This is a genomic window from Streptomyces griseocarneus, assembly GCF_014655595.1.
Lineage (GTDB): Bacteria > Actinomycetota > Actinomycetes > Streptomycetales > Streptomycetaceae > Streptomyces > Streptomyces griseocarneus.
In genome coordinates this window covers 14,094-39,680 of sequence record NZ_BNBL01000020.1, presented here as the reverse complement: position 1 = coordinate 39,680, position 25,587 = coordinate 14,094, and the positions used below count along the sequence as shown (strand labels likewise).

21 protein-coding genes are annotated in these 25,587 nt (G+C 75.5%); 9 read left to right on the top strand and 12 right to left on the bottom strand.

From position 1 onward, the window contains the following. Window positions 1-49 precede the first annotated feature (49 nt). A complete protein-coding gene (locus IE295_RS31915) occupies window positions 50-1,480 on the bottom strand; it encodes an FtsW/RodA/SpoVE family cell cycle protein (protein WP_190067342.1) in 1,431 nt (476 codons plus the stop codon). 287 nt (window positions 1,481-1,767) lie between these two features. On the opposite strand from IE295_RS31915, the gene IE295_RS31910 reads away from it, so the two are divergent. Then, complete coding sequence (locus IE295_RS31910; protein WP_190067291.1) at window positions 1,768-2,118, top strand: hypothetical protein; 351 nt, start codon at window positions 1,768-1,770, stop codon at window positions 2,116-2,118. Window positions 2,119-2,175: 57 nt separating this feature from the next. On the opposite strand, the gene IE295_RS31905 is transcribed toward IE295_RS31910, so the two are convergent. The 6 genes from IE295_RS31905 to mdlC all read right to left on the bottom strand — a co-directional run bounded on the left by IE295_RS31905 (window position 2,176) and on the right by mdlC (window position 10,203). Then, window positions 2,176-2,466 (bottom strand): hypothetical protein, encoded by a 291-nt coding sequence (locus IE295_RS31905; RefSeq protein ID WP_190067290.1) that lies wholly within the window; start codon window positions 2,464-2,466, stop codon window positions 2,176-2,178. Continuing rightward, window positions 2,463-4,226, bottom strand: coding sequence for a peroxidase family protein (locus IE295_RS31900; protein WP_190067289.1), 1,764 nt, complete (start codon window positions 4,224-4,226; stop codon window positions 2,463-2,465). The genes IE295_RS31905 and IE295_RS31900 overlap by 4 nt, the downstream gene beginning before the upstream one ends. A 36-nt stretch (window positions 4,227-4,262) precedes the next feature. Next, window positions 4,263-5,633 (bottom strand): hypothetical protein, encoded by a 1,371-nt coding sequence (locus IE295_RS31895; protein ID WP_190067288.1) that lies wholly within the window; start codon window positions 5,631-5,633, stop codon window positions 4,263-4,265. Continuing rightward, the gene (locus IE295_RS31890) at window positions 5,630-7,060 is read right to left on the bottom strand and encodes a cytochrome P450 (RefSeq protein ID WP_190067287.1); all 1,431 of its coding nucleotides are present in this window, start codon (window positions 7,058-7,060) and stop codon (window positions 5,630-5,632) included. Before IE295_RS31890 ends, IE295_RS31895 begins: the two co-directional genes overlap by 4 nt. After that, complete coding sequence (locus tag IE295_RS31885) at window positions 7,057-8,460, bottom strand: FAD-binding oxidoreductase (RefSeq protein ID WP_224323563.1); 1,404 nt, start codon at window positions 8,458-8,460, stop codon at window positions 7,057-7,059. The genes IE295_RS31890 and IE295_RS31885 overlap by 4 nt, the downstream gene beginning before the upstream one ends. Window positions 8,461-8,589: 129 nt before the next feature. Beyond that, window positions 8,590-10,203: a benzoylformate decarboxylase gene (gene mdlC, locus IE295_RS31880; protein WP_190067285.1), complete on the bottom strand. Its 1,614-nt coding sequence runs from the start codon at window positions 10,201-10,203 to the stop codon at window positions 8,590-8,592. A 166-nt stretch (window positions 10,204-10,369) separates the two neighbouring features. Here mdlC and IE295_RS31875 point away from each other — a divergent pair, with 166 nt between their 5' ends. Next, window positions 10,370-10,552, top strand: coding sequence for a hypothetical protein (locus tag IE295_RS31875; protein WP_190067284.1), 183 nt, complete (start codon window positions 10,370-10,372; stop codon window positions 10,550-10,552). Between the two features lie 131 nt (window positions 10,553-10,683). On the opposite strand, the gene IE295_RS31870 is transcribed toward IE295_RS31875, so the two are convergent. Beyond that, the gene (locus IE295_RS31870; protein WP_190067283.1) at window positions 10,684-11,139 is read right to left on the bottom strand and encodes an SPW repeat protein; all 456 of its coding nucleotides are present in this window, start codon (window positions 11,137-11,139) and stop codon (window positions 10,684-10,686) included. Between the two features lie 201 nt (window positions 11,140-11,340). Here IE295_RS31870 and IE295_RS31865 point away from each other — a divergent pair, with 201 nt between their 5' ends. Beyond that, complete coding sequence (locus tag IE295_RS31865) at window positions 11,341-11,502, top strand: hypothetical protein (RefSeq protein WP_190067282.1); 162 nt, start codon at window positions 11,341-11,343, stop codon at window positions 11,500-11,502. 73 nt (window positions 11,503-11,575) lie between these two features. Then, entirely contained in the window at window positions 11,576-12,790 is a 1,215-nt protein-coding gene (locus IE295_RS31860; RefSeq protein WP_190067281.1) for a glycosyltransferase family 4 protein, read from the top strand. Between the two features lie 595 nt (window positions 12,791-13,385). Here the strand turns inward: IE295_RS31860 and IE295_RS31855 are convergent. Genes IE295_RS31855 through IE295_RS31840 form a run of 4 tightly spaced genes read right to left on the bottom strand, consistent with a single transcriptional unit; the run spans window position 13,386 to window position 16,313 of the window. Continuing rightward, window positions 13,386-14,264, bottom strand: coding sequence for a 5-oxoprolinase subunit C family protein (locus IE295_RS31855; protein ID WP_224323564.1), 879 nt, complete (start codon window positions 14,262-14,264; stop codon window positions 13,386-13,388). After that, window positions 14,261-14,899: a 5-oxoprolinase subunit PxpB gene (pxpB, locus tag IE295_RS31850; RefSeq protein ID WP_190067280.1), complete on the bottom strand. Its 639-nt coding sequence runs from the start codon at window positions 14,897-14,899 to the stop codon at window positions 14,261-14,263. The genes IE295_RS31855 and pxpB overlap by 4 nt, the downstream gene beginning before the upstream one ends. Then, entirely contained in the window at window positions 14,896-15,672 is a 777-nt protein-coding gene (locus tag IE295_RS31845; RefSeq protein WP_190067279.1) for a LamB/YcsF family protein, read from the bottom strand. The genes pxpB and IE295_RS31845 overlap by 4 nt, the downstream gene beginning before the upstream one ends. Further along, complete coding sequence (locus IE295_RS31840; protein ID WP_190067278.1) at window positions 15,669-16,313, bottom strand: GntR family transcriptional regulator; 645 nt, start codon at window positions 16,311-16,313, stop codon at window positions 15,669-15,671. The genes IE295_RS31845 and IE295_RS31840 overlap by 4 nt, the downstream gene beginning before the upstream one ends. A gap of 168 nt (window positions 16,314-16,481) precedes the next feature. On the opposite strand from IE295_RS31840, the gene IE295_RS31835 reads away from it, so the two are divergent. From IE295_RS31835 to IE295_RS31815, 5 genes are all read left to right on the top strand, one after another. After that, entirely contained in the window at window positions 16,482-17,177 is a 696-nt protein-coding gene (locus tag IE295_RS31835; RefSeq protein ID WP_190067277.1) for a DUF969 domain-containing protein, read from the top strand. Then, window positions 17,174-18,142: a DUF979 domain-containing protein gene (locus IE295_RS31830; RefSeq protein WP_190067276.1), complete on the top strand. Its 969-nt coding sequence runs from the start codon at window positions 17,174-17,176 to the stop codon at window positions 18,140-18,142. The genes IE295_RS31835 and IE295_RS31830 overlap by 4 nt, the downstream gene beginning before the upstream one ends. Window positions 18,143-18,266: 124 nt before the next feature. Then, on the top strand, window positions 18,267-19,790 hold the full coding sequence (locus tag IE295_RS31825; protein WP_190067275.1) for a hypothetical protein: 1,524 nt from the start codon (window positions 18,267-18,269) through the stop codon (window positions 19,788-19,790). Window positions 19,791-19,956: 166 nt separating this feature from the next. Then, window positions 19,957-20,865, top strand: a complete 909-nt coding sequence (locus tag IE295_RS31820) for a hypothetical protein (RefSeq protein WP_190067274.1) — start codon at window positions 19,957-19,959, stop codon at window positions 20,863-20,865. A 71-nt stretch (window positions 20,866-20,936) separates the two neighbouring features. Further along, entirely contained in the window at window positions 20,937-25,574 is a 4,638-nt protein-coding gene (locus tag IE295_RS31815) for a hypothetical protein (protein WP_190067273.1), read from the top strand. The last annotated feature ends 13 nt before the right edge of the window (window positions 25,575-25,587 follow it).

Sequence of the window (25,587 nt, the reverse complement as noted above, 5' to 3'; positions counted from 1 at the left end):
CGGCGGTCCGGAACGGGCCGCAGGCCGGGCCCGGCCGCGGCAGGGGCCCTCAGTCGCAGGCCTCCGCGGCCTCGCCGTCCTCCCGGCCTGTGTTTCCCCCGCCCTCCCGGCCTGCGTTGTCACTGATCCTGATCAACAGCGCCACCATCAGCCAGTTGGCCACCAGCGACGAGCCGCCCTTGGCCAGGAACGGCAGGGCCTTGCCGGTCAGCGGAATCAGGGCCAGCACCCCGCCCGCCACCACGAACACCTGCAGCGCCAGCGCCGCCGCCAGGCCCACCGCCAGCAGCTTGCCGAACGGGTCGCGCGTACGCAGGGCCACGCTCAGGCCGCGCTGGACCAGCAGGGCGTACAGCAGCAGGACCGCCATCGTCCCGGCGAGCCCGAGTTCCTCGCCGACCGTGGTCAGGATGAAGTCGCTGCGGCCGGCGAAGCGGATGAGCTCGGGGTGGCCGCGGCCCAGGCCGCTGCCCGTCACCCCGCCGCTGCCGAAGCTGAAGAGCGCCTGCGCGGCCTGGTCGGAGATGCCGCTGCCCTCCTCGAAGGCGGCGAAGGGGTGCAGCCAGGCGTCGATGCGGCCCTTGACGTGCGGCTCCATCGAACCCACCACGCCCGCCCCCACCCCGGCCATCAGCACGCCGCACACCACCCAGCCGGTGCGCTCGGTGGCCGCGTAGAGCATCACCACGAACAGCCCGAAGAAGATCAGCGAGGTGCCCAGGTCCCGCTCGAAGATCAGCACCAGCAGGCTCAGCACCCACACCGCCAGGATCGGCCCGAGCTGCCGCCCCGGGGGCAGCCGCATGCCGAGCACCTTGCGGCCCGTCAGCGCCAGGGCGTCGCGATGGGTGACGAGATAGCCGGCGAAGAACACCGCGATCATGCTCTTGACGAACTCGCCCGGCTGGAAGGACAGCGGGCCGATGAAGATCCACCGTTTGGCGCCGTAGAGGTCGCCGGGGAAGAACGCGGGCGCCATCAGCAGCACCAGCGCCACGGCCATCGTCAGGTAGATGTACCGCTGCAGTCGGCGGTGGTCCCGCAGCAGCGCCACCACGGCGACGCACAGCATCACCCCCAGGACCGTCCACATCAGCTGCTCGGCGGCCGTCGGAGCGGCGTCGTAGCGCCTGCTGTAGGCCGGGTCCAGGCGGTACAGCAGCACCAGTCCCAGCGCCGAGAGCAGCACCGCCAGTGGCAGGATCAGCGGGTCGGCGTGCGGCGCCCACTGACGCACCGCCAGATGCGGGAAGAGGGCCAGGCACACCATGGCCCCCGCGAAGGCCGGCAGCCCGCCGGGAAGCCCGCCCGTGGTCGCCAGGCCGGTGTACGCGTATCCGGAGCAGCCGGTCAGGACCGCGAGGACCAGCAGCACCGCCTCGCTGCGGCGCCTGCCGGCCACCGGCGGGACGGCCGCCACGGGCACCCCGCTGTCGCCGCTTCCCTCGACTCGTACGGTTTCCACGGTCACACCCGCCATCATGAGCGGCCGGACCCGGAGAAAACCCGCAAGAGCAGAAGATGTCGCCGGAAAACGGTGCACACGCGGACCCTCCATCAGAAACAGTACGCACACGGCGCCCTGTCCCCGCCGGCCGCCCACGGGGTCGCGTGTCCGGCCCAATGCGCGGCTCGTATGACCATGGACGGGTGACGGTGCGTGATGTCGCGCACACTTAGTGGAATTGTCGTAACCGGCCGGAGCCGCGCCGAGTTGTGGCACCGGCACCGCAGGACCGACGACGCAGGACGGAGCAGTGGTCAGCCATGAGCAAGCGCCAGAAGGGCCGCCGACACCGCAGGGTCAACCGCACCCCACGCCCGGTGGGCGCCTCCCGCCCCGCCACCGCGCGGGCGGAGCCGAAGCGCGACGTGCGCCAGGAGCGGCCCGAGGCCGTTCCCGCGCCCGCCCTCGGCCGCCACGAGGCCCGGACGTGGGACGGGCTGCGTGCCTTCGGCACCGACGGGGCGTCCCTGGACGAGCTGTGCGCCTCGGTCGGCTACCAGCCGCGCACGATCGCCAAACACGTCACCGGGCTCGCCGGCCACGGCCTGGCGGAGCTGCGCGGCGAACGCTGGTACGCGCGGGAGGCCGAGGAGTCCCTCGTCAGCCGGTGACGGCCGGCCCCGGGCCGGGGGTCGGGCAGAGCCCGTCCGGCCCGGGGCCCGCGGGGCTCAGCCGATCCGCGTCGCGCCCCCGCTCTCCCGGCGCTTGCGCGCCAGGGCCGAGAGCACGGCCTCGTGGCCCAGCAGCGCGTCGGCCGCGCGCTCCAGCGACCGGGCGGCCGTCTCGGCCCGGTCCGCGTGGGTGAGGATCCGCTGCCGCAGCGCCGTGCCCTCCGCGCCCAGGAGCGTCACGGCGTCGGCGCTCGCCCGCAGCCGCCCCGCCTGCTCGCGCAGATTGTCGGCCTGCGCCCGCACCGACCTGGACCAGGGCGCCCCGTCGGCCCCGCCGGGGGCCGTCACCGCGTCCTCGTCCAGGGCGCGAAGGCGTTGCGCACGCCCTCCAGAACCGGGGCCAGCTCCGGATGGTGCCGCAGCAGGACGTCGCGCATGGTCGTACGGTCGATCCACTCCATGCCCTCCGGGGTGTAGATCTCGGGCCGGTAGTCGGTGGTGAAGAAGCGGTCGCTCTTCAGCCGCCGGGACGCCATCAGGACGAACACCCGGAACGCCGTGTCACTGAAGGCGAAGCCGCGCGGCCGGGGTTCGGCGTACATCCCCACCATGGTGTCGACCCGGTCCAGGCGCCCCTCGTAGACCTCCCGCAGCTCGGCGGCCAGCCGGGCGTTCCCGCCGGTCAGCTCCTCGAAGCCGGTCACCGGCGGCCGGTGCAGCGCGGCGCGGAAGGCGGTGTAGCGGGGCACTCCGCGCTCGCGGTCGCGCAGCACGTCCACCGTGCCGAGGTCGACGTGCTCCCCGGAGACCCGCACCAGGTCGCGCAGGCAGTCGGGATGGTTGTGCAGGGTGATGGCGCCGGGATGCATGGTGCCGAAGGAGTACAGCAGGTCGGTCAGCCCCCACCGGTCCACCGCCTTGCGGGTGGCCAGCGCCTGCAGCGGCTCGAAGCCGGTCACCTCGATCAGCGAGCCGTCGCGGTGCGAGCGGATCTCGTACTCGTCCCGGATCAGCGGGTGCAGCCGGTAGGAGGTGACGAACTCCTCGGTCATCGAGTACGGCGCCGAGTGGTGCGCGGTGGGGGAGCCGGGGATGCCGAAGAGCGCCTCGCCCCGGCCCAGGCGCCCCACCCGGCGCCGCAGCCGCGCGGGAAGCACCCCGTACCAGTTGATGTGCATGGCCGCCCGGGTCACCGGGCGGTCGATGACCGCCGGGGTCCACTCGACCGTATGGATCTTGGCCATGACGGCGGCGTTCACCAGCCTGGCCACCTGGAACAGCCGCTCGTCGTCCCAGGTGGGGTGGGCGGAGGCCACCCGGGCGCAGATCGCGTTGTGCTCCTTGGCGAAGAGCGTGTGCAGCAGCGACAGGCCCACCCAGTAGTTGTCGTTGAAGCCGGTGGCGTCGATGCCGGCCAGCCCCGGGCGCGTCTCGTCCGGCAGCCTGCCGTCCACGACGGCGAGCCGGCCGCCCTCGCCCGTGCGCAGCGCCCGGCACCGCTCCTCGCCGGACCCGTAGACCTGCGAGCCGTCCCACCAGTGGGTGACGGTGTTCTCGTACGTCGGCGGCCTGCCGGGGCCGGTGTGGGCGACGGGGTCGGGCCGGCTGCGGCGCACCAGCATGGGGCAGGCCGGCCAGTCGTCGCCCGGGGCCAGCGGCACGTCCAGGGGCGCCTCGGCCGTGTTGTCGCCGTGGCTGAACCAGCCGTGGTTCTGGAACTGGATCCAGGCCGCGGCCAGCAGATTGAGGGAGGTGGCCGGGTGGAAGCCCCGCGAGCGGGCCAGCAGGCGCCGGCTGACCTCGCGCGGGCTGGGCGCGAACAGGCCCCCCTCCTCGGGCTCCGGAACGGTCTGCGGCAGCGCGCAGTTGCGGTCGAACCGGGTGCCCGCCCGGCCCATGTCCACGTCGTCCGGGTCGTAGCCGGAGCCGTCGTAGCTGCGGTACGGCAGCAGGGCCGGGCTCGGGGTGCGGGGCCGCTCGCCGCCGGCGCCGTAGGTGTCGTGCAGGTTGTGGGCGCGCAGCAGCTCCCGTTGCCGTTTGATCTCCAGCAGCGCCAGGGGAAACGGCAGGGAGTGCCACTCGCGGCGGTGCCGCGGTGCCGGTGTCATCGATCGCTCTCCAACGGGGGTAGGGGGCGGGACGGTTCAGCGGTCGTGGAGCCGGAGGACGACGGTCTCCTCCACCCGGCCCCGGTACGGCGCGAGCAGGGCGTCCACCCGGTCGCGCGCCTCGGGGACCACGGCGTCGAGGCTCTGCGCGTACACGCCCGCGTTGTGGCACTGCGGGAAGTCGTGCGCGCGGTCCACCCAGGTGATCTCCAGCCAGTCGGCGGGCACCGGGAAGACGGAGACCGGGCTGCGCCCCTCGAGGTTGGGCACCACGTCGTGCTCGTTGACGAGGCTGACGACCCGCGTCGCGGGATCGAGGGGACGCTTGAAGTCGACGGGCGAGCCGACGGCGACGGCGTGGGTCAGCCGCCACCGCTCGTTGACGTCGGGCAGCTCGGTCAGGTTCAGGGCCGTGATGCCGCCCAGGCTGTGCCCGACCAGCGCGACCTCGGTGCCCTCGGGGACCACCCGGGCCAGCGCCTTGCGCACGGCCCGGGTGTACGGCGCGTCGTTGCGGCCCACCGCGGTGACCGCGCCCACCAGGTCCTGCGGGGTGGAGTTGCGGGGCCGGCCGAAGGCCATGCCCGGCAGCACCACCACGTGCCGCACCACGCCGTCCGGTCCCGTGACCCGGTGGATCAGCATCCGGCCGTCGGTGCCCAGCACCGCGATGTCACGCAGGTGGCCGCTGACGCCGGTGCCGCGGTCCAGCCGCGCCAGCAGGGCCGGGTCCGCCGGCAGCACCTCGGCGCGGCCGGCCCCCCGGTCCCAGCGCGCCCAGGCGCCGATGGACGTGCCCAGCAGCGGATCGCCGTCCGGCCGGGTGCCGGTGACGATGTGCCAGGCCGCCGCGTCGTTGAACGGGTTCTCGTCCACCAGCGCGTTCCACGCCATCACCTCGGTCAGCGAGGGGGCGAGCCGGGCCAGGGCCCGCTCGCCGCCCTGCTCCCGCACGTTCTGCCGCAGCACCCGCAGGGCGCGCAGCTGGCGGTCCGCCGCGATGGCGTCCAGCAGCCGCCGGACCGGGCCGTCCTCGGCGAACTCCGGGTGCCGCACCGAGCACAGCCGGATGCGCAGCTCCAGCGAGGTCACCGCCACGGCGACCGCCAGGCTCTCGCGGCTGGTCAGCACGCCGCCCAGCCACGCCGCCCGGCCCACCCGCCCGCCGTCGGGCGCGTAGCCCAGCCCGGCGGCGGAGGTCAGCGCGCCGGCCAGGGCCCGCACGGCCCGCAGCCCGCTGCGCGGCGAGCGGCCCAGCGAGGCCGCCAGCGCCGGGTCGGTGGCCACGGCCGTCAGCGCCCGGCCCGCCGCCCGGATCTCGCCCGCCGCCTTCCCCAGCGACCGGGCCACCGCGGCCAGGGCGGCCACGTCCGGCCCGGCGGCGCGGGTGCCGCCGCCGGCCGTCATGACGCCCCCGGTGTGCGGTGGGCGCGGTAACCGATGCGCAGGCGCGTCGCGTCGAAGGTGTGCGGCAGCGGCCGGGCCGGGCCCAGCCGTACGCCGGCCACCGCCAGCTCCCCGCCGCGCAGGAACTCGGCGACGAAGCCGGTCGCCAGCAGCAGCCCCAGCTCCATGCCGCTGCACTGGGCCTCGCCACGGCTGAACGGGCTGACGGCCCAGTCCTGCGATGCCGTGCCGTCCAGCCACTTCTCGGGCGCGAACCGGTGCGCGTAGTCGAGGCGCTCCGAGTCGCGGGCGTGGAAGCCGGCGGGCACCAGGACGTTCATCCCGCCCGGCGCCACGGCCCCCCGCCAGCGGGTCTCCGCCGTCGTACGCCGCATCAGGCTCGGCACCGGCGGCCACAGCCGGGCCGCGTCCTGGACGCAGGCGCGCAGGTACGGCATGTCCTCGAACCCCGCCGCCGTGTGCGCCCCGTGCCGGCGGTCCGCCGCCGCGACCTCCTCGAGCGCCCGCCGGTACTGCGCCGGATGCGTGGCGAGCAGGGCCAGGGTCTGCGTCACGGCCGCGTGCACGACCCCCAGCGCCATGAACCAGTGCGCGACCTGCCCCTCCGGAGCGGTCTCCGGGCCCCGGGGGGCGGTACGGAACAGCCCGGTCAGGCTGCGCGGATCCGCGTCGCACAGGTAGCGGGCCTGGCGCTGCGTCATCTTCCGCCGGAGCCGGCGGGTGCGGGCCGTGCGCCAGCGCCGCGCGCCCATCCAGTTGGCCTCCGCCAGCAGCTCCTCCAGCAGCCGGGAGAACTCCGTGTCCTCGGCGGCCGCCTCGCCCAGGAAGCACCGCCGCCCCACCCGCTCGATCCGCCCGCGGACGTCCCCCGCCGACAGCCCGGCCTCCGCCCGGGGCCCCAGCAGCGCCCGGGCCTCCTCGCCCACCACCCGCAGGAAGTGCCCGGCGAGCCGGTGCACGGGGCAACCGGCGTCCAGGACCGCGTCGTTGAACGCCCGCCGCGCCGTGCGCTGCCGGCCGTGCGAGGCGACCAGCGCCTCGGGCTGCACGGCGGCGAAGCCGCTCACCTTCTCCCAGGTGTCGACCGCGTACACCTCCACCGGCCCGGCCAGCACCTGCCGGGCGTCCTCGGCGTCCAGCACCAGCAGCGTCGGGCCCGAGGTGCCGCGCACCACGACGGGACCGCGGCCGTGCCGCCGGCGCAGGGCGCGCATCAGCTCCATGCCGCGCCGGTTGGGGTCGATCCGGGCCACCAGGCGGGCGGCCCGGGGACGGGAACGGAAGACGCCCCGGAGGTAGTTGGGGAGGAAGTAACCCAGCGTCAGACGCAGGTTCTCGCTCCGGGTGGCCGTCGGCAGCGCGCCCTCCAGGAGGGTGTCCGTGCCCGCGTCCGTGCCGTTGCCGAAGGTCTCGCTCGTCCGGCTCATGCCAGCACCTTCCCCGGGTTGAGCAGGCCGTCGGGGTCCAGCAGCCGTTTGATGTCGCGTTGCAGGCGCAGGCCGCGCGGCGGCAGCTCCCGGGCCAGCCACTCGCGCTTGAGCACGCCCACGCCGTGCTCGCCCGTGATGGTGCCGCCCAGCTCCAGGCCCGCGGCCATGATGGCGTCGTACGCCTCCCTGGCCCGCCGCACCGCCGAGGGGTCGCAGCGGTCGAAGACGACCGTCGGGTGGAGGTTGCCGTCGCCGGCGTGACCGACGGTGGCGATGTACAGGCCGTACTCCCCGGCGATCTCCTCGATGCGCTCGACGAGATCGGCCAGCCGGTCGCGCGGCACGGCCACGTCCTCGATGAAGGCCGTCACCTCGCCCGGCATTCCCTGGGCCACGGTGCCCAGCGCCGGCATCACCATGCGCCGGGCGTCCAGCACCCGCCGGCACCGCTCGTCGTCCTCGGCGACCGCGACCGACAGCGCCTTGGCCTCCCGGCACAGCTCCGCCATCGCCCGCACCCGCGCCGCCGCATCCGGGGCGTCGCTGGCCACGATCAGCGTGGCGCCGCCCCCGCCGGCCAGCAGCGGATGGCCCAGCGCCGCGACCGCCTCGGTCGTCGTACGGTCCATCAGCTCCAGGGCCGAGGGCACGTGCCCGCCCCGGATGATCGCCCCGGCGGCCTCGCCCGCGTCACGGGTGCTCGCGAAGGTCGCCAGCAGCGCCAGCGCGGGCGGCCGCGGCGGCCGCAGGGCCAGCGTCGCCTCCACGATGACGCCGAGCGTTCCCTCGGACCCGACGAACAGGCGGGTCAGGTCGTACCCGGCGACGCCCTTGACCGTGTCCCTCCCGACCCGCAGCACCTCGCCGTCGGCCAGGACGACGGTGAGGCCGAGGACGTAGTCGGCGGTGACGCCGTACTTCACGCAGCACAGCCCGCCCGCGCCGGTGGCGATGTTGCCGCCGATCGTGCAGGTCTCCCACGAGGCAGGGTCGGGCGGGTAGCACAGCCCCTCCCCGGCGACGGCCGCCGCGAGATCGGCGGTGATCACCCCCGGCTCGCAGCGCACCAGGCGGTTCGCCGTGTCGATCTCCAGGATGCGGTTCATGCGCACCATCGACAGCACGATGCAGCCGTCCACGGCGTTGGCGCCCCCGGCGAGCCCGGTACGGGCGCCCTGCGGCACCACGGGAACCCCCAGGGCGCGCGCCACGCGCAGCACGTGGCGCACCTGCTCCACGGTCTCGGGCCGGACCACGACGGCGGGTCTGCCCGCCTCGCTGAACGGGGCCGCGTCGTGGCTGTGCAGGGCGAGCTCGACGTCCGCCGTGCCGAGGGCCTGCGGAGGCAAGGCCTCCGCAAGCGCCGCGAGCAGCGGATTGCCGACGGAAGGGGTCATGGGCAGCTCCATGCGATGGGGCCCGGAAAGGGCATGGGGAAAGTGCGGGAAGAAGCGTCGCCAGAGCGTGGGAAGGCGTGGCGGAGCAGCCGCGCGGCGACCGGCGCCGGACGGCAGGAAAAGAAGGGGTCAGAGCGTCGGCGGGACGGTGGTGACCGGAGCCTCGATCAGTACGGGCCCGTCGGAGCCGGCCGTGGCGGCGCCGACGAGCTCGGCGAGGTGCGCGGGATCCGTGGCGCGGTGGGCGGTCACCCCGTAACCCCGGGCGAGGGAACACAGGTCGAGCCCGGGAAGGTCCAGGCCCGGCACGCCCGGAGTGTTCTCGAAGCGGCCGAACCACTTGAGGATGGCGTACTCGCGGTTGGCCGGCACCACGAACGTCACCGGCACCCGGTAGGCCGCCGCCGTCCACAGCGCGGTGATCGCGTACTGCGCGGAGCCGTCGCCGACCAGCGCCACCACCGGCCGCTCGGGGCGCCCCAGTTGGGCCCCGACGGCCGCCGCGAGGCCGAAGCCCAGGCCCCCGCCGGTGGTCATCAGGAACGAGTCCGGGCGGTCGATGCGCACGTGGTCGCGGAACACCTGCAGATTGGAGGGCGATTCGTTGACCCACACCGTGTCCTCGGGCGCCGCGCTCGCCACGGCGGCCAGCGCGATGGCGGCCGACATCGGCTCGCCGTCGGCCTCCGGCACCTCCACCGGGCCGCGGGCCGGCCGGGCGGGCGCGGCGTCGCCGCGCTTGTCCACCAGCTCGGTGAGCAGCTCCAGCGTCGGCCGCAGCCCCGCGACCAGGGCGTCGCCCACGGGCGCCCGCGCGGCCTCGCCGGGGTCGCTGGTGAGCAGGACCAGCTCACTGCCCTCGGCCAGCAACGGGCCCGGCACGTAGGGGTAGTAGCGGAAGACCGGCGCCCCGGCGACGAGCACCAGGTCGTGTCCCGCGAGGGTCCGGGCCAGCGGTCCGATGGCCGGGGGCAGCACGCCCTGGTAGAGGGGGTGGTTCTCCGGGAAGCCCACCCGGCCCTCCACGGGCGACGCCCACACCGGCAGCTGCCGGCGCTCGGCCAGCGCCACCGCAGCGGACCAGGCCCCCTCGGCGTCCACCGAACCGCCCGTCACCAGAACGGGGTTGGCCGCCGCCTCCAGCCGCCGGGCGAGCGCCTCCACGCACGGCCGGTCGGCCGCCGTCAGGTCGTGGACCCGCCGCCCCGCCGCGTGCCGCGCGGCCCGCTGCGCCGCCTCGTCCAGCTCCACGTCCCAGTCGTCCATCGGCAGGGAGAGGAACACCGGTCCGCGCGGCGCGGTCTCGGCGATGTGGAAGGCGCGGGCGAGGGCGGCGGGCACGTCCTGGGCGCGCGGCGGCTCGTACGCCCACTTCACGGCGGGGCGGGGCAGGGCGGTGGCGTCCACGTTCGTCAGCAGCGCCTCCATGGTCATCATGGCCCGCACCTGCTGCCCCGCCGTCACCACCATCGGCGTGTGGTTGGCGGCCGCGGTGACGATGGCCCCCATGGCGTTGCCCACGCCGGGCGCGGTGTGCAGGTTGACCAGGGCCGTGGTGCCCGTGGCCTGGGCGTATCCGTCGGCCATGCCGACGACCACGGCCTCCTGCAGGCCGAGCACGTACCGGAAGTCCGCGGGGAAGTCCTGCAGGAAGGGCAGTTCGGTGGAGCCCGGGTTGCCGAACACGGTGGTCACACCGCGGGACCGCAACAGCTCACGCGCCGCAGCGCGTACGGTCGTCATGCCTGGCACCTCTTGGGGTCGGTGGGCCGTTCGGGGAGGGGGAGCATTGCCACTTCCCGACCGGCGAAGCCATGACGCCGGAAGATCACCTGAGTATTCATCCGCGCGAGTGAATGCCCCCTGGCCTGCGCCGTATTGCCGCGCGGCGGGTTCTACCGTCGCCCGCATGCCTGACATGGATGAGATCATCCGACGTATCCGACGGGATATGGACACGGAGTTGCGCAAGCGTGCGAGACGGGCCCTGGACGGCCCCGCCGGCTGGTCCGTCTCGGGGGAGGCCGGCCCGGACGGCGGGGGCGACGCCCCCGCCACCGCCGGCAATACCGGGGTGAGCGCGGGGGAGTAGCCGGGGAAGGGCCGCCCCGCCCCGCCGCCCGCCGGCGCGAGGGCGTGCGACGGCCCCGCCGCGTGGTCGCGGCGGGGCCTGGCGGATGTCGCGGGCGGGTCGGCGGCCGTCCGCCGTCGGGCCCGCGGGGGTTACCGCCGGGTGCGGGCGACGCCGAGGGTGCCGCGCACCGTGCCGAGCCCCGCCAGGGCGAGGGCGGTCAGGCAGCACGCGATGCCCACCACGACGTTGCTGACGGTGGCGGCGGTGCCGAACCCGGGGCCCGAGACGACCCAGGGAGCCACGATCGTCCAGGCGCCGATGCCCAGCGCGGCCCAGCTCGAGGAGTGGGTGCGCTCATAGGCCGGCCCGAAGCCGCCGACGAGGCAGGCGAAGGCGACACCGGTGATCAGATTGTTGATGGCCAGGGTGGTCGCGCCGTTGAAGCCCACAATCCATGGTGAGGCGGCCAGATAGACGCCACACAGAAGGGCGATTGCCTCGACGGCCTGGGCGGCGGGGGTCGCCGTCGTCTCCTCGGAGTGTGCGCGGAGCGCGAGGATGTCCGGGTGCTGATCGATCCCGGGCGACGTGCGGGGGACGGTCACGTCAGCCACCTTCTTTCGTACCGGTGCGGACCTGGTTGCATTTTATACCAATTGACCGCGAATTCACCCTATTGGCGGTAGGAAGTGACGCCTGGTCCGAAGAAGCTGCTTATCAGGCGGGCAGCCGGGGAAGGCTTGTCCGTTGGGGGCGCAAGAGGCTGCGGAAGCAGCAGGAACGGTACTGCAGGGGGAGGAGTCGCCATGGAAGACCCAGAGATGACCGAAGAGCGCGTACGGGACGCCGCCGGGGCGCCCGCGCCGGAGCGCACCACGCGGCCGGCGGAGCCCGCGCGCGCCCACCACGAGCCGCTCGCCGCCGACGAGGACGACCCCGAACCGCACATCGTGCGGGGTGTGGACTGACGCTCACGGGACGTTCCCCGGGCGGAAAGATCCACGTGGCCCGCCCCACGTGCCGGTGGCCGACAACACCCGTATGCGTGTCGTCATCGTCACCGAATCGTTTCCGCCCGACGTCAACGGCGTCGCGCACTGCGCCTGGCAGACCGCCCGGCACCTCGCGCTGCGCGGCCACGAGCCGCTCGTCGTGACGCCGGCCGGGGCACGCGGACGCCCCGGCGAGGAGCACGGCGCCGCGCCGTGCCCGGTCGTGCGCGTACCGTCCGTGCCACTGCCCGGACATCCGCAGATCCGCGTCGCCCTGCCGAGCCGGCGCCCGGCCGCCGCGCTCGCCGCCCACCGGCCCGACATCGTCCACCTTGCCGGCGCCTTCGTGCTCGAAGCACGCGCGATGACGGCCGCCCGGCGACTGGGCGTACCGGCCGTCGCCGTCTACCAGACCGACCTCGGCGGCTACGCCCGCACCTACCTCGGCGCCTGCCTCGGCGCCGGCGAAGACCTCGCCTGGCGCCGCATCCGCGCCGTCCACCACGCCGCCGACCGCACCCTCGCGCCGTCCACGGCGGCCGTGCGCGACCTGGCCGCGCACGGCGTGCCCCGCGTCCGGCTGTGGCCGCCCGGCGTCGACTCCGAACGCTTCCACCCCGGCCGCCGCGACCTCGAACTGCGCCGGGCGCTCGCGCCCGGGGGCGAGCTCATCGTCGGCTACGTGGGGCGCCTCGCGCCGGAGAAGCGGGTGGAACTCCTCGCCCCCGTCTGCGCCCTGCCCGGCGTCCGCGTCGTCATCGCCGGCGACGGCCCGCACGCGGCCCGGCTGCGGTCCGCCCTGCCGGGTGCCCGTTTCCTCGGCACCCGCACCGGCGACGAACTCGCCCGGATCTTCGCCTCGCTGGACGTCTTCGTACACACCGGCCCCCACGAGACCTTCTGCCAGACCGTCCAGGAGGCCCAGGCGAGCGGAGTGCCCGTCATCGCCCCCGCCGCCGGGGGTCCCCTGGACCTCGTCGACCACGCCCGCACCGGGCTTCTCGTGCCGCCCCACGATGCGGAGGCCCTGCGGGATGCCGTTCTGACCCTGGAGACCGCGCGACGGGCGCGCACCGAGTACGGGCGGGCGGGGCGGGAGTCCGTGCTGGGCCGCACGTGGGGGGTGGTGGGGGATGAGCTGCTGGCCCACTATGCGGAGGTCTTGGGGGTGCGTGGTGGGGTGCGTGGTGGGTCGGGGCCGGGTCGGTGTGGGCCGGGCCCTTCCGGGGCTGGATTATTTACGGCCCGGAGCCCCCAACAGTGATGCTCGCCCCGCACCAGGGCCGCAAATAACCCTGACGCCCCTACCAGGGCCCGTCCCACCCCGCCCCGGCCCCTCACGCCACGCGGGGGGAGGGGGGATATGGGGGCGGGGGTGGGTGGGCTCCCTCGCGTCACCACACAGAGGGGCCCACCTCACGGCACCCCCGGGTGCGCAGCCCCAGGGAGGAACCCCTGACATCCCCCCAGTGCGCATCCGCGAAGAGGGGCGAGCCCTCACGTCACCCCGCCGGTGCGTGCCCTGAAAAGGGGTCCCTCACATCACTCCACCGGGTGCGCGCCGGAAGGGGGACAGGTCCCGCCCACCCTTCCCCACCCACCCACCCGGGAGGGTTGCCCACCCACCTCCCCCACCCACCCTCACCCACCACCCCACCCTGGCCGTCCCGGTGACGGGAGGGGGTCGGGGGCGCAGGAGGGTGTTCCGGAATGCTGCCGGATATTTGTGGGCCCAATGTGAGGGCGATCAATGCGCGAGACGGCACCGGGCCCGTAAATATCCGATTCCGGAACACCCTCCGGAGCCCCCGGCCCCCGCCCCGACAACCGGCGGCAGCCACCCATCACCCCGCACCCCATCAAGCCCGCACCACAACGAACCGCACCCCCGTCCCCGGCGCCGCCTGCGCCGCCCCCGCCAGCGCCCCCTCCGGCACCACCCCGATGACCGGGTAGCCCCCCGTCGTGGGGTGGTCGGCGAGGAAGACCACCGGCCGCCCGTCGGGCGGGACCTGGACGGCCCCCAGCGGCATGCCCTCGCTGGGGAGTTCGCCGGGCCGGCCGCGTTCCAGGGCCGGCCCCTCGGTGCGCAGGCCGATGCGGTTGCTCGCGGGCGCGACGCGGAATCCGGGGCCCGCGAACGTCCGCAGGGCCTCGGCCGTGAACCAGTCGTCGCGCGGCCCGAGCACCACCGGCAGGACGAGCCCCCCGGCCGAGGCCGGCGGCGCCGGCCAGGGCGTGACGTCGGCGGCGCCCGGCGGCCCGTACGGCGTGCCCAGCGGCAGGGACATGCCGTCGGTCAGCGGGTCCGGCCCCAGGCCGGAGAGCAGGTCCCGCGAGCGGCTGCCCAGCACCGGCGGCACCGCGATGCCGCCCGCGAGGGCGACGTAGCTGCGCAGCCCGGCGCTCGCCGGCCCGGCCTCGAGGACGGCGCCGGCGGGGACGCGCACCGGCGCGCCCCACGCGACGGGGCGGCCGTCGACCCGGACGGGGCAGGGTGCCCCGGTCACGACGGCGGTGACGGCCGATTCCGGGCGCACGGCGCAGCCGTTGACGGTGGTCTCGAGGGTGGCGCACTGCTCGGGATTGCCGGCCAGCCGGTTGGCGAGCCGGTGCGCGGGCTCGTCCAGGGCCCCGGAGCGGGGTACGCCCAGGTGCGCGTACCCGGCCCGGCCCAGGTCCTGCACGGTGGTCAGGGCCCCGGCCCGGACGACGGTCAGGCGGTTCGGGCCGGTCACGCGCGCTCCTCGAAGCGCACCCGGGTGCCGGGGGACAGCAGGGCCGCCGGGTCGCGGCCGGTGTCCCACAGGACCGCGTCCGTGCGGCCGATGAGCTGCCAGCCGCCGGGGGAGGAGCGCGGGTACACGCCGGTGTAGGGGCCGGCGAGGCCCACCGAGCCGGCCGGCACGGTGGTGCGCGGCGTGGCCCGGCGCGGCACGTGCAGCCGTTCGGGCAGCCCGGTGAGGTAGCCGAAGCCGGGCGCGAAGCCGCAGAAGGCGACGCGGAACTCGGTTCCGGAGTGGATGCGCGCGACCTCGTCCTCGCTCACCCCCCACAGCGCCGCGACCTCGGCGAGGTCGGCGCCGTCGTAGCGCACGGGCAGGACGACCGGCGGCGCCTCGGCGGCGGGCAGCGGCGGCACGGTCCAGTGCGCGAGGTCGGCGGCGAGGGCTCGCGGGTCGGCCAGGCCGTCGAGCAGGACGGTCCGGGCGGCGGGCACGATCTCCCGTACGGGCGGCAGGGCGCCGGCGTCGCGGCGGCGCAGCAGTTCGGCGTGCAGCGCCTGGGCCTCCTGCGTGCCGGCGACCTCCACCAGCAGCGCGTGCCGCCCGACGGGCAGCGTCCGCAGGGGGGCCGGCCCGGCCCCGGTCATGTGAACGCCTCCACGCGGACGCCGGCGGCCTCCAGTCCCTCGCGCACGCGGCGGGCCAGCAGCGCCGCCCCGGGGGTGTCGCCGTGCACGCACAGCGAACGGGCGTGGACGGGGATCTCCTCGCCGGTGACCGCGGTGACCGAGGAGAGGCAGGCCATGCGGACCGAGCGTGCGATGACGGAGTCCGGGTCGAGGACCACCGCGCCGGGCTGCCGGCGCGGCACGAGCGTGCCGACGGCGGTGTACGCGCGGTCCGCGAAGGCCTCGGCCACCACGGGCAGCCCGGCGTGTCCGGCGGCCTCGTGCAGGCGCGAGCCGCGCAGGCCGAGCACGGGCAGGTGCCCGCCCGCGCGCAGCACGCCGGTGACGACGGCCATCGCCTGCTCGGGGTCGGTCACCACCCGGTTGTACAGGGCGCCGTGCGGCTTGACGTACGTCACGTCGGTCCCGGCGGCCTGCGCGAAGACGCGCAGCGCGCCGATCTGATAGGTGATCTCGTCGGCGAGTTCGTCCGGTGGCACGTCCATGGCGCGCCGCCCGAAGCCCACGAGGTCGCGGTAGGAGACCTGGGCGCCGATGCGCACGCCGCGTTCGGCCGCCCGCTCGCACACCCACCGCATGGTGGACGGGTCGCCCGCGTGGAAGCCGCAGGCGACGTTTGCGCTGGTCACGATGGACAGCAGGGTGTCGTCGTCGGTCAGGCGCCAGCGGCCGAAGCCCTCGCCGAGATCGGCGTTGAGATCGAGCACGGGTTCCATCAGGGGCGTCGTCATCGGCCGGCCTCCCGCATCGCGTCGAGGATGAGCCGCAGGGCGTCATCCAAATAAGTGGTCAACTCCGCCTCGGCGCGCTCGTACTCGCCGCGCTCCAGGAGGGCGGCGAGTGAGCGGTTGCGCGCCACGAACGGTTCGTGGAAGCGGCGCGGCGAGGGCATTTCGTGGAAGGCCAGGCGCAGTTCGGCCATCAGCCGGTCCATGGCCGCGTCGACGCGCGCGCTGTCCGCGAGCGCCGCGAGCGCCCGGTGGAAGCGCAGGTCGGCGGAGCCCACCTCCTGCCAGTCTCCCTCGCTGGCGGCCTGTTCGGCGTGGGTCACGGCCCCGCGGACGGCCTCGTGCAGCGCGTGGGGGGCGGTGGCGGCGGCCCGGACGCCCGCGGTCTCCAGGGCGCCGCGCATCCGGTAGATGTCGCGGACGTCGGCGGGCTCCAGGACCCGCACGAAGACCCCGCGGTTGAGCCGGTGGACCACCAGGCTCTCGTGGACGAGCAGCCGGAAGGCCTCGCGCAGGGTGTTGCGCGAGACGCCGAGGTCGCGGCCCAGGGCCTCCTCCGACAGCTGGGTGCCGGGCGGCAGGCCGCCGCCCTCGATGCGGTCGCGCAGCGTCGCGGCGACGCGCTGCGCGGTGGATCGGGCCATGGCGTCCCCCATGGGTGGCGGTGGCGGCCGGCTGGGGCGGGATCCCGGGACGGTGCCGGGAATTCCCGTGACAGCATTGCCTATTGAGGATTGTTGAACAATATCTTAGCCTCCTCGCCAGTCGCCTCACCTGATCGAGTGAGGTCCGAGAATGCGGAAGGCGGACGCATGCTCGTACTGCTGGGCGTCCTCGTGGTCGTGGTGGGCTTCGCGACCCGGCGCAATCCCCTGCTGGTCGTGGGCGTGGCGGGCGTCGCCACCGGCCTGCTCGGCGGCCTCTCGCTCCAGAAGGTGCTGGCCGCCTTCGGCACCGGCTTCGCCTCCAGCCGCGCGGTGACCATCTTCGCCATCACCCTCCCGGTCATCGGCCTCCTCGAGCGCCACGGGCTCCAGGAGCAAGCCCGCCGCCTGATCACCCGCTTCTCCGGCCTCACCGCCGGCCGCTTCCTCGCCCTGTACCTCCTGCTGCGGCAGATCACCGCGGCCCTCGGCCTCAACGGCGTCTTCGGGCACGCCCAGACCGTACGGCCGCTGGCCGCGCCGATGGCCGAAGGAGCCGCCGAACGGCGTCACGGGCCGCTCACCGACAAGGCCCGGGAGAAGGTGCGCTCCTTCGCCGCCAGCGCCGACAACGTGGGCTTCTTCTTCGGCGAGGACGTCTTCCTGGCCGTCGGCTCGATCCTTCTGATCACCGGTTTCGTCAATACGACGTACCACACCCACCTGGAACCGCTGCGGCTCGCGCTGTGGGCCATACCCACCGCCCTGTGCGCGCTCGCGGTCCACGGCTGCCGGCTGCTGCGCCTGGACCGCACGCTGGAGCACGCGAAGCCGGAGCCGGCGGGGGCGGGGGCGGCCAAGTGATCAAGGCGGAGTGGTTCTTCTGGCTCGTCGGCGGCATCTTCCTGGCCATGGCCGCCCAGATGCTCGGCGACCGCACCAACCCCAGGCGCGTGGGCACCGCCGCGTTCTGGGGACTGCTGGGCGCCGGCTTCGTCTACAGCACCTGGGTCGCCGACGGGACGGCGCCCGCCGAACCGCTGGGCGCCGCGGTCCTGGTCATGGTCTGCCTCGCGGGCTTCGGCCTCACCGGCCGCGGCACGCCGCGCACCGCCACGCCCGGGCAGCGGGAGGCGAGCGCACGGCGGTACGGCTCCCGGCTCTTCGTCCCCGCGCTCACCATCCCCGCCGTCGCCCTGATCTGCGCGGTCGGCGTGAAGAAGCTCCACGTCGGCGGACAGCCGGTCCTGCAGAAGGGCAGCGAGACCGTCCTGGGGCTCGGCATCGGATCCCTCGTCGCGCTCGCCGTCGGCATGGTGATGCTGCGCGAGCGGCGCCCGTCGACGCCGCTGCACGCCGGGCGGTCGATGCTGGAGTCCATGGGGTGGGCCATGCTGCTGCCGCAGCTGCTCGCCACGCTCGGCGCCATCTTCTCCGTCGCCGGGGTGGGCGAACAGGTCCGCCGGATCACCACGACGGTGCTCCCGGACGGGTCGGCCTTCCTCGGAGTCGTCGCCTACTGCTGCGGGATGTTCCTCTTCACCGTCGTCATGGGCAACGCCTTCGCCGCCTTCCCCGTGCTGACCGCCGCCGTCGGCTGGCCGGTGCTGGTCGAACAGCACCACGGCAACGCCCCGGCCGTCCTCGCCGTCGGGATGCTCGCCGGATTCTGCGGCACCCTGGTGACCCCCATGGCGGCCAACTACAACTTCGTCCCCGCCGCCCTGCTGGAGCTCAAGGACCCGTACGGGCCGATCAAGGCCCAACTGCCGACGGCCTTCGTCCTGCTCGGCTGCAATATAGCCATCATGTCCGTTTTCGCCTTCTGAGGTCGGAGGGCGGAGGGCGGAAGGCAGAGGACAGGGGCCGGGGAACGGCGGGCGAACGGGCCCGCGGCCCGGCGAGCCCGTGCCGTTTCGTCCGTTGTCGGGGTGACCGCCTACTCTGTGCGACGTGACTTCTCCAGCCCCGGCGGCCGTTCCGCCCCAGCTCAACGGGCCCTCACGCCCTGCCCCGGGCCCGGCCGCCGACGAGGGCCTGGCCCGGAGGCTGCGCGCGCTCGCCTGCACCGCGCCGCTGCACGACCTCGACGCGCGCAAGGCCAACCTCGCGGGCGAGTACGGCGTCTACGCCATGGCGGAGGTGGCGCTGGCCGCCATCGACCTGGTCACGCTCAACATGGACTTCGACACCGGGGCCGACCACGAGCAGATAGTCACCAGGCTCCAGCCGCGCGTCGCCGCCCAGGCGCCCGAGCGGTCCCACGGCGAGCACGAGCGCGTCGCCCGCTGGGTCCTGGAGAACCTCATCAACGTCGGCAGCGTCGACCGCGGCTTCCGCGCCGTCTACGGCACCTTCGGGGCCGACGGGGTGTACGTGCGGCGCGACTACGACTTCAAGCTCATCGAAGAGGTCCCCGGGCCCGGCGGCACGGTCTTCCTGCGGACCACCGACGAGGCCGTCAACGTCCTGGTCGGCGCCCTCGACACGGACGTCACCAGCGCGCAGATCGCCGCCGAGGTCAAGCTCGAGGTCCTCATCAGCCGGGGCCGTCTCGCCGACGCCCAGCTCGCCGCCGAGCAGGCCCGCTACCGCACGGTCCAGTACGCCGAGACGCTCCGCAAGACCCTCGACGCCACCCGGCGCAACGTCCGCGCGGTGGACTGGCTCAGCGCCGTCCCCGACATGATCGCCGAGGCGCTCGAGCACGTCGCCGACCGCTACCGCCACGAGAACGCGATCCTCACCAACATCCGCAAGGCGCGCGACGAGGCGGAGGAGCCCGAGCACAAGCGCCGGGCCGCCGAGCTCGTCGACATCGTCAAGGACTGCATCCGCCGCCACACCCAGCTGCAGTCCCGGCTGCTGGAGGCCGGACCGCTCTTCCGCGCCGAGCAGGACCGGCAGGCCTTCGCCACCCCCGCCGCCCGGGCCGGCCTCGACCTGTACGGACAGCTCCTGGCGCCGCTGCTGCCGCTGCCCCTCGAGCAGGCGGGCCGCGTCACGGACGCCTTCTTCGCGCGCGGCACGGGCCTGCGCACGCCGGTCTCGGTGCGCGTCGGCGACCTCGTCGAGATGCTGCTGAGCCCGCCCGCCGAGCGCGAGCACCTCGGCGCGGAGATGCCCGAGCCGGACCTCGTCGAGACGCCCGACGACAGCCGCTTCAGCGAGGAGCAGCTCGCGAGCGCCCTGGAGCTCCTCGACCTGCCCGCCGACGCCCCCCGCCGGCTGTCCGGCCTCCTGGCCGACGCCCGCCGCCGCGACCCCGAACTGCCCTACCTGGTCGCCCTGCTGGCCGTCCACGCCGCCAGCCCCTCCGTCGGCACCGCCTACCGCCAGGGCGAGCAGTCCCTGCTCTTCGCCGTCGACGACGGCACCGTCCTCGACGACGCCGAGTTCGGCGGTGCCGATCTGATCGTGGGCACGGCGCTGCTGGACGCGGCCGGGATGGCAGCGGACCGCCAGGAGGCGTCGTGAGCCCTCGGACCCCAGGGGTCCGGGGCGCAGCCCCGGGAAACGGTGAAAGGGCGGGACCGGGGCTCTCCCCCCGCCGCCACGGCGCGCAACCACCGTGGCGCAGCCCCGGCGGTGCCGAACCCGCCGTCACCCCGTACCCCGTGCAAACCCCGCAGGAGCACCAACCGTGACTGAGTACGACGCCGAGGCACCGGCGGAAGAGCCCGGCGCCGCCGCGACCGGAGAACCCCCCACGCCGAGCGGCACCGCGCCCGTGACGCCCGCCGACGCGGCCGACGCCGCCCGCCTCATCGCCTTCGGGCTGCAGCCCAAGCTGCAGCCCGCCCGCGACGCCGAGTACGCCGAGCTGCTGCGCCGCCACCGCGACGACCCGGCGTTCGCGCGCCTGGCCGACGCCGTCGCCGCCGGGCTGGGCCTGGTCGTCCTCGAGGTGTCCACCCGCGCCGGCATGGCCGTCACCGCCGCCGAGGACTCCGTCTTCGCCGTCCGCATGGGCGACTACGCCCGCCGCGCCACCGCCGACTCCGGCGACCGCTTCCTGCACGGCGTGGCCCACCTCGCCGTGGCCGCGATGGCGTTCCCGCGCCCGGAGGACCTCGCCGACGACGGGTACATCGGCCGCGTCACGGTCAACGGCGTCGACGCGTTCGTACGCCAGGCCTGCCGCCGCCTGGAGGAGCGGGCCGCCGCCGAGGGCGAGAACACCGACCCCACCACCGACGCCCCCGGCCTCGAGGCGGCCTGGCGGGTCTACGCCCGCCGCAGCGCCACCGGCGCCACCAAGGACGCCCGCCGCCTGGCCGGCTCGACCACCGGCATCATCGCCAAGGCCGTCGCCTTCCTCGTCGACTCCGGCTTCCTGCAGCGCACCGGCGACGAGGCCGGCGGCACGTACCGCACCACCGCCCGCTACCAGCTCCAGGTCCGCGACATGGCCGGCACCGCCGCCATGACCGAGCTGCTGGAGCTGGGCATCGTGCCCGTGGCCGACGGCAGCGCCACGCTGCTGCCGCCGGACGACGCCGACGACCTCGACCTGGTCGCCGACGCCGGCCTGCCCTTCCACTCCGCCTGAGGGACCCGACGGCCCCGGCCGCCCTGTCCGACCCCTCCGCCCGACCCACCGCTACACGAGAGTCCGCCGCCATGTACGAGCTGTCCCGGGTCCGCCTCTACTCCATCGGGCCGGCCGGTGCGCGCTACGCCGACACCGTGCTGGACCTGCGCGGAGTGGGCGCGCCCGTGCCCTCCCCCGCGCCCACGCAGGCGGAGTTCTTCGAGGACGAGCCCGTCGGCCCGCCGCGCCGCCCCGCGCCCGCGGGCGTGCTCTTCCTGGAGAACGGCGGCGGCAAGTCCGTGCTGCTCAAGCTGATCTTCTCGGTGATGCTGCCCGGCCACCGCAACACCCTGGGCGGCGCCAGCTCCGGAGTGCTGCGCAAGTTCCTCCTCGCCGACGACTGCGGGCACGTCGCCCTGGAGTGGCAGCACGTCCTGACCGGCGAGTCCGTGGTCGTGGGCAAGGTCAGCGAGTGGCGCGGCCGCCAGGTCTCCAACGACCCGCGCAAGTTCGCCGAGGCGTGGTACTCCTTCCGCCCCGGCCCCGGGCTCAGCCTCGACTCGCTGCCGGTCGCCGAGTCCAGCGCGATGCGCCCCAGGGCGGACGGCTCCTCCGGCGCGCGCGGCCGCCGCCGCACCATGAAGGGCTTCCGCGACGCCCTCACCGAGGCCGGCAAGGCCTACCCCAACCTGGACGTGGTCTGGGAGGAGATCCACGAGCGCTGGAACGAGCACCTCGGCGAGCTCGGCCTGGACCCCGAGCTCTTCCGCTACCAGCGCGAGATGAACGCCGACGAGGGCGAGGCCGCCGGCCTCTTCGCCGTCAAGAACGACTCCGACTTCACCGACCTGCTGCTGCGCGCGGTCACCGACACCCGCGACACCGACGGCCTCGCCGACCTCGTGCACGGCTTCGCCCACAAGCTGGGCCGCCGGGCCGAGCTGACCGCCGAGCGGGACTTCACCGCCGGCTCCCTCGAGCTGCTCTCGCGCATCGCCGAGGCCGCGGAGCGGCGCGAGCAGGCGCGCGGGGTGCACGCCGGTGCCGAGCGCCGCACCCGCGTCCTGGCCCGCCGGCTCTCCGCGCGCGGCGCCGAGGAGCGCGGCCGCGCCGTCGAGCTGGCCGGGCAGGTCGCCGCCGCCGCGCACGCCGTCACCGACGCCGAGGCCGAGCGCGGCCGCACTTCTCTGGTGGCCGCCGAGATCGCCTACCGGCACGCCTCCCTGGCGCTCGCCGCCGCCGAGAAGGCCGCCGCCGCCCAGCGCCGCGAGCTCAACGACGCCCGCACCCTGCACTCCGCGTGGCAGGCCGCCGAGACCGTGCTGCGCCACCGCGCCGCCGCCGACCGCTCCGCGCGCGTGGCCGCCGCCATCCACGAGGCCGAACGGGACGCGGCCCCGGCGCTGGCCGCCCGCGCCCAGGCGGCCGCCGAGCTCGTACGCGCCCTCAACGCTGCCGCCGAGAAGGGCGAGCAGCTCGCCAACGAGCAGGAGGAGCGCTCGGCGACGCTCCAGGAGACGAGCGAGGCCGCCCACCGCGACGCCACCGCCGCCGCCACCGAGGCCCAGCGCGCCCGCAGCGAGGCGGGCCACCTCCGCCAGCGTCTGACGGAGGTCGAGCAGGAGACCGCCGAGGCGGTCCGGGCCGGCTGGCTGGACGACACCGCGCCCGACGCCGACCCGGCCCGCGCCGCGCTCGCCGCCAGCGATGCCGAGAAGCCCGCCGTCGCCGCGTACGAGAGCGCCCGCGAGGCCGCCCGGCAGGCCGCCGACCGCGCCAAGGAGGCCTCGGCCGCCGAGAGCCGCGCCGAGCTGTCCGCGGCCCGTGCCGCCGACGCCGCGACGGCAGCGGAGACCGCGTACGACGCCGAGCGCCGCGCCGCCGAGTCGATCGGCGCCGACCGGCGCCTGGTCGAGCTGCTGGGCCTGCCCCAGCCGGTGGCCTCCGGCCGGGTGCCGGGCCAGCGCGCCGGTGACGACGCGGACGCGCCGGCGGGGGCCGGGTCCCTGACCGCCGAGGAGCTGGACCGCAACGCCGACGCGCTGCGGGAGCTGCTCGACGACAACGTCGCCGCCGCCGAGCGGCAGCTGTTCGAGCTGCGGACCGCGGCCGCCGACGACTCCCGCATCCTGGGTGCGCTGGGCGACGGCGGCCTGCTGCCGCCCAGCGCCGACGTGCTGGCCGCCGTCGAGTTCCTCGGCGAGCACGGCATCCCCGCCCTGCCCGGCTGGCGCTACCTCGCCCAGTCCGTCGACCCGGCCCGGCACGCCGCCGTCCTGGCCGCCCGCCCCGAGCTCGTCGACGGCGTCGTCATCACCGACGCCGACTCCCACGCCCGCGCCCGTGAGGCGCTGGGCGCCGCGTCCCTGCTGCCGCGCTCCGCCGTGGCCGTCGGCACCGCTGCCGCGCTGCTCGCCCCCGCCCCGGCCCGGGACGCGGGGGAGACGGGCGTCTTCCTGGTGCCGCCGAACCCCGCCATGCACGACGAGCGCGCCGCCGACGAGGAGCGGCACGCCCTGCGCGAGCGGGCCATGGCCCGCGACGAGGAGATCCGCGCGGTGGCGGCCCGGCTGGCCGGCGACCGTACGCTCGCCGCCCGGCTCGCATCCTGGCGGGCCGGCTGCCCGGCCGGCCGCCTCGCCGAGCTGGCGGCCGCGGCCCTGCGGGCCCGTACGGCCGCCGACGTCGCGCGGGAGGCGCTCGCCGAGGCCCGTACCGCCCGCGCCGAGGAGGAGGAGACCGCCGCCGAGGCGGCCCGGGTGCGCGACGAGCGGCAGGAGACCGCCCAGCGCGCCCGCCGGGTCGCCGACGCGCTCGCCGGCCTCGCCTACCGGCTGCGCGAGCGCGCCAACTGGCAGAGCCGGCTGCGCGAGCTCGCCGAGGAGGCCGCCGAGGCGGAGGAGCGCGCCGAGGCGTGTGTGGACCGTGCCCGTGCCGCGGACGAGGACCGCCGCGCCGCCCAGCGCGCCGGTGACGACGCGCGCCGTACGGCCCGCGCCCTGCGCGCCGAGCGCGCGGAGATCGCGGGCGCTCCCGACGAGGTGTCCGAGGGCACCGAACCGCCCGCCGTCTCCCTGCCCGCCCTGCGCGAGGCCTACCGCGCCGCCTCCCAGCTGTACGAGAAGGTCGGCGTCGGCGCCGACCTGCGCGCCGAGCAGGCCCGCGCCGAGAGCGACGAGAGCGCCGCCCGCGCCGAGCTCGACCGCCTCACCAACAAGGTGCGCACCCGCGCCGCCCAGCTCCTGGAGGGCACCGACGGCGCCGACGGGCCGTCCCGCCAGGCCGCTGCGGCCCGCGCCGAGTCGCTCGTGCAGATGCTGGAGACCCGCGCGTCCACCGCCAGCGAGCAGCTGGGCCGGCTGCGCGGCGAGGCCGAGCGGCTGGCCCCCGCCGACGGCGACGCCCACACCGAGCTCCCCGAGGAGCTCGTGCCCGCCGACGCCGAGCGGGCCAGGGAGCTGCTGCGCACCGCCACCGCCGAGCTCGCGGCCCGCACCGACGCCCTGGAGACGGCCCGCACGGTCCACGCCGACCTGCTGCGCGCCCACCGCTCGGCGGAGGACGCGGCCGGCGGCTTCGACGACACGGCGGCCCTGCTGCGCGACCTGCTGCGGGACAACTCCCCGGAGGAGGGCGCCGAGCCGCCCGAGCCGTACTCCGGATCCCTCGAGGAGGCCCGGCAGGCGGCGGCCGAGGCCCGGCGCTCCCTGCGCGGCTGCGCCGGCGACCTGTCGGCCGCCGAGGCGTCGGTCCGCGAGGCCGGCGACGTGCTCGTCCGCCACGCCAACTCCACCCGCTACGAGCAGGTGCGCACCCCGGCCCGCCAGCAGATCCGCGAACTGCCCGCCGCGGCCCTGCCCGAGCACGCCGCCGCCTGGGCGGAGGCCTTCGCGCCCCGGCTGCGCGTGCTGACCGACGAGCTGGAGCAGCTCGAGCGCAACCGCGACAGCATCGTCGACCGGCTGCGCGGCCTGGTGGAGTCCTCGCTGACCACGCTGCGTTCGGCGCAGCGCCTGTCCCGGCTGCCGGAGGGCCTGGGGGAGTGGTCGGGCCAGGAGTTCCTGCGCATCCGCTTCGAGGACCCCGACCAGTCCACGCTCACCGAGCGACTGGGCGAGGTCATCGACGAGGCCACCCGCTCGGCGGTGAAGAAGAACTCCGACCTGCGCCGTGACGGCATGTCCCTGCTGCTGCGCGGCGTTCAGGCGGCGCTGCTGCCGCGCGGCGTGGCCGTGGAGATCCTCAAGCCGGACGCGGTGCTGCGCGCCGAGCGGGTCCCGGTCCGGCAGATGGGCGACGTCTTCTCCGGCGGCCAGCTGCTGACCGCGGCCATCGCGCTGTACTGCACCATGGCGGCGCTGCGCAGCAACGACCGGGGCCGCGACAAGCAGCGGCACGCGGGCACGCTGTTCCTGGACAACCCCATCGGCCGGGCCAACGCCACGTACCTGCTGGAGCTCCAGCGGGCCGTCGCCGACGCGCTGGGCGTCCAGCTGCTCTACACCACCGGCCTCTTCGACACCACGGCCCTTGCGGAGTTCCCGCTGGTCATCCGGCTGCGCAATGACGCGGACCTGCGGGCGGGCCTGAAGTACATCAGCGTCGAGGAGCACCTGCGGCCGGGCCTTCCGCAGCCGCAGGACCCGGAGGCGGAGAAGGTGCACGGCGAGATCACGGCCACGCGGATGTTCCGCCGCCCCGTGGAGGAGGCGGCGGCCGGACGCTAGCGGGGCCGCGGGG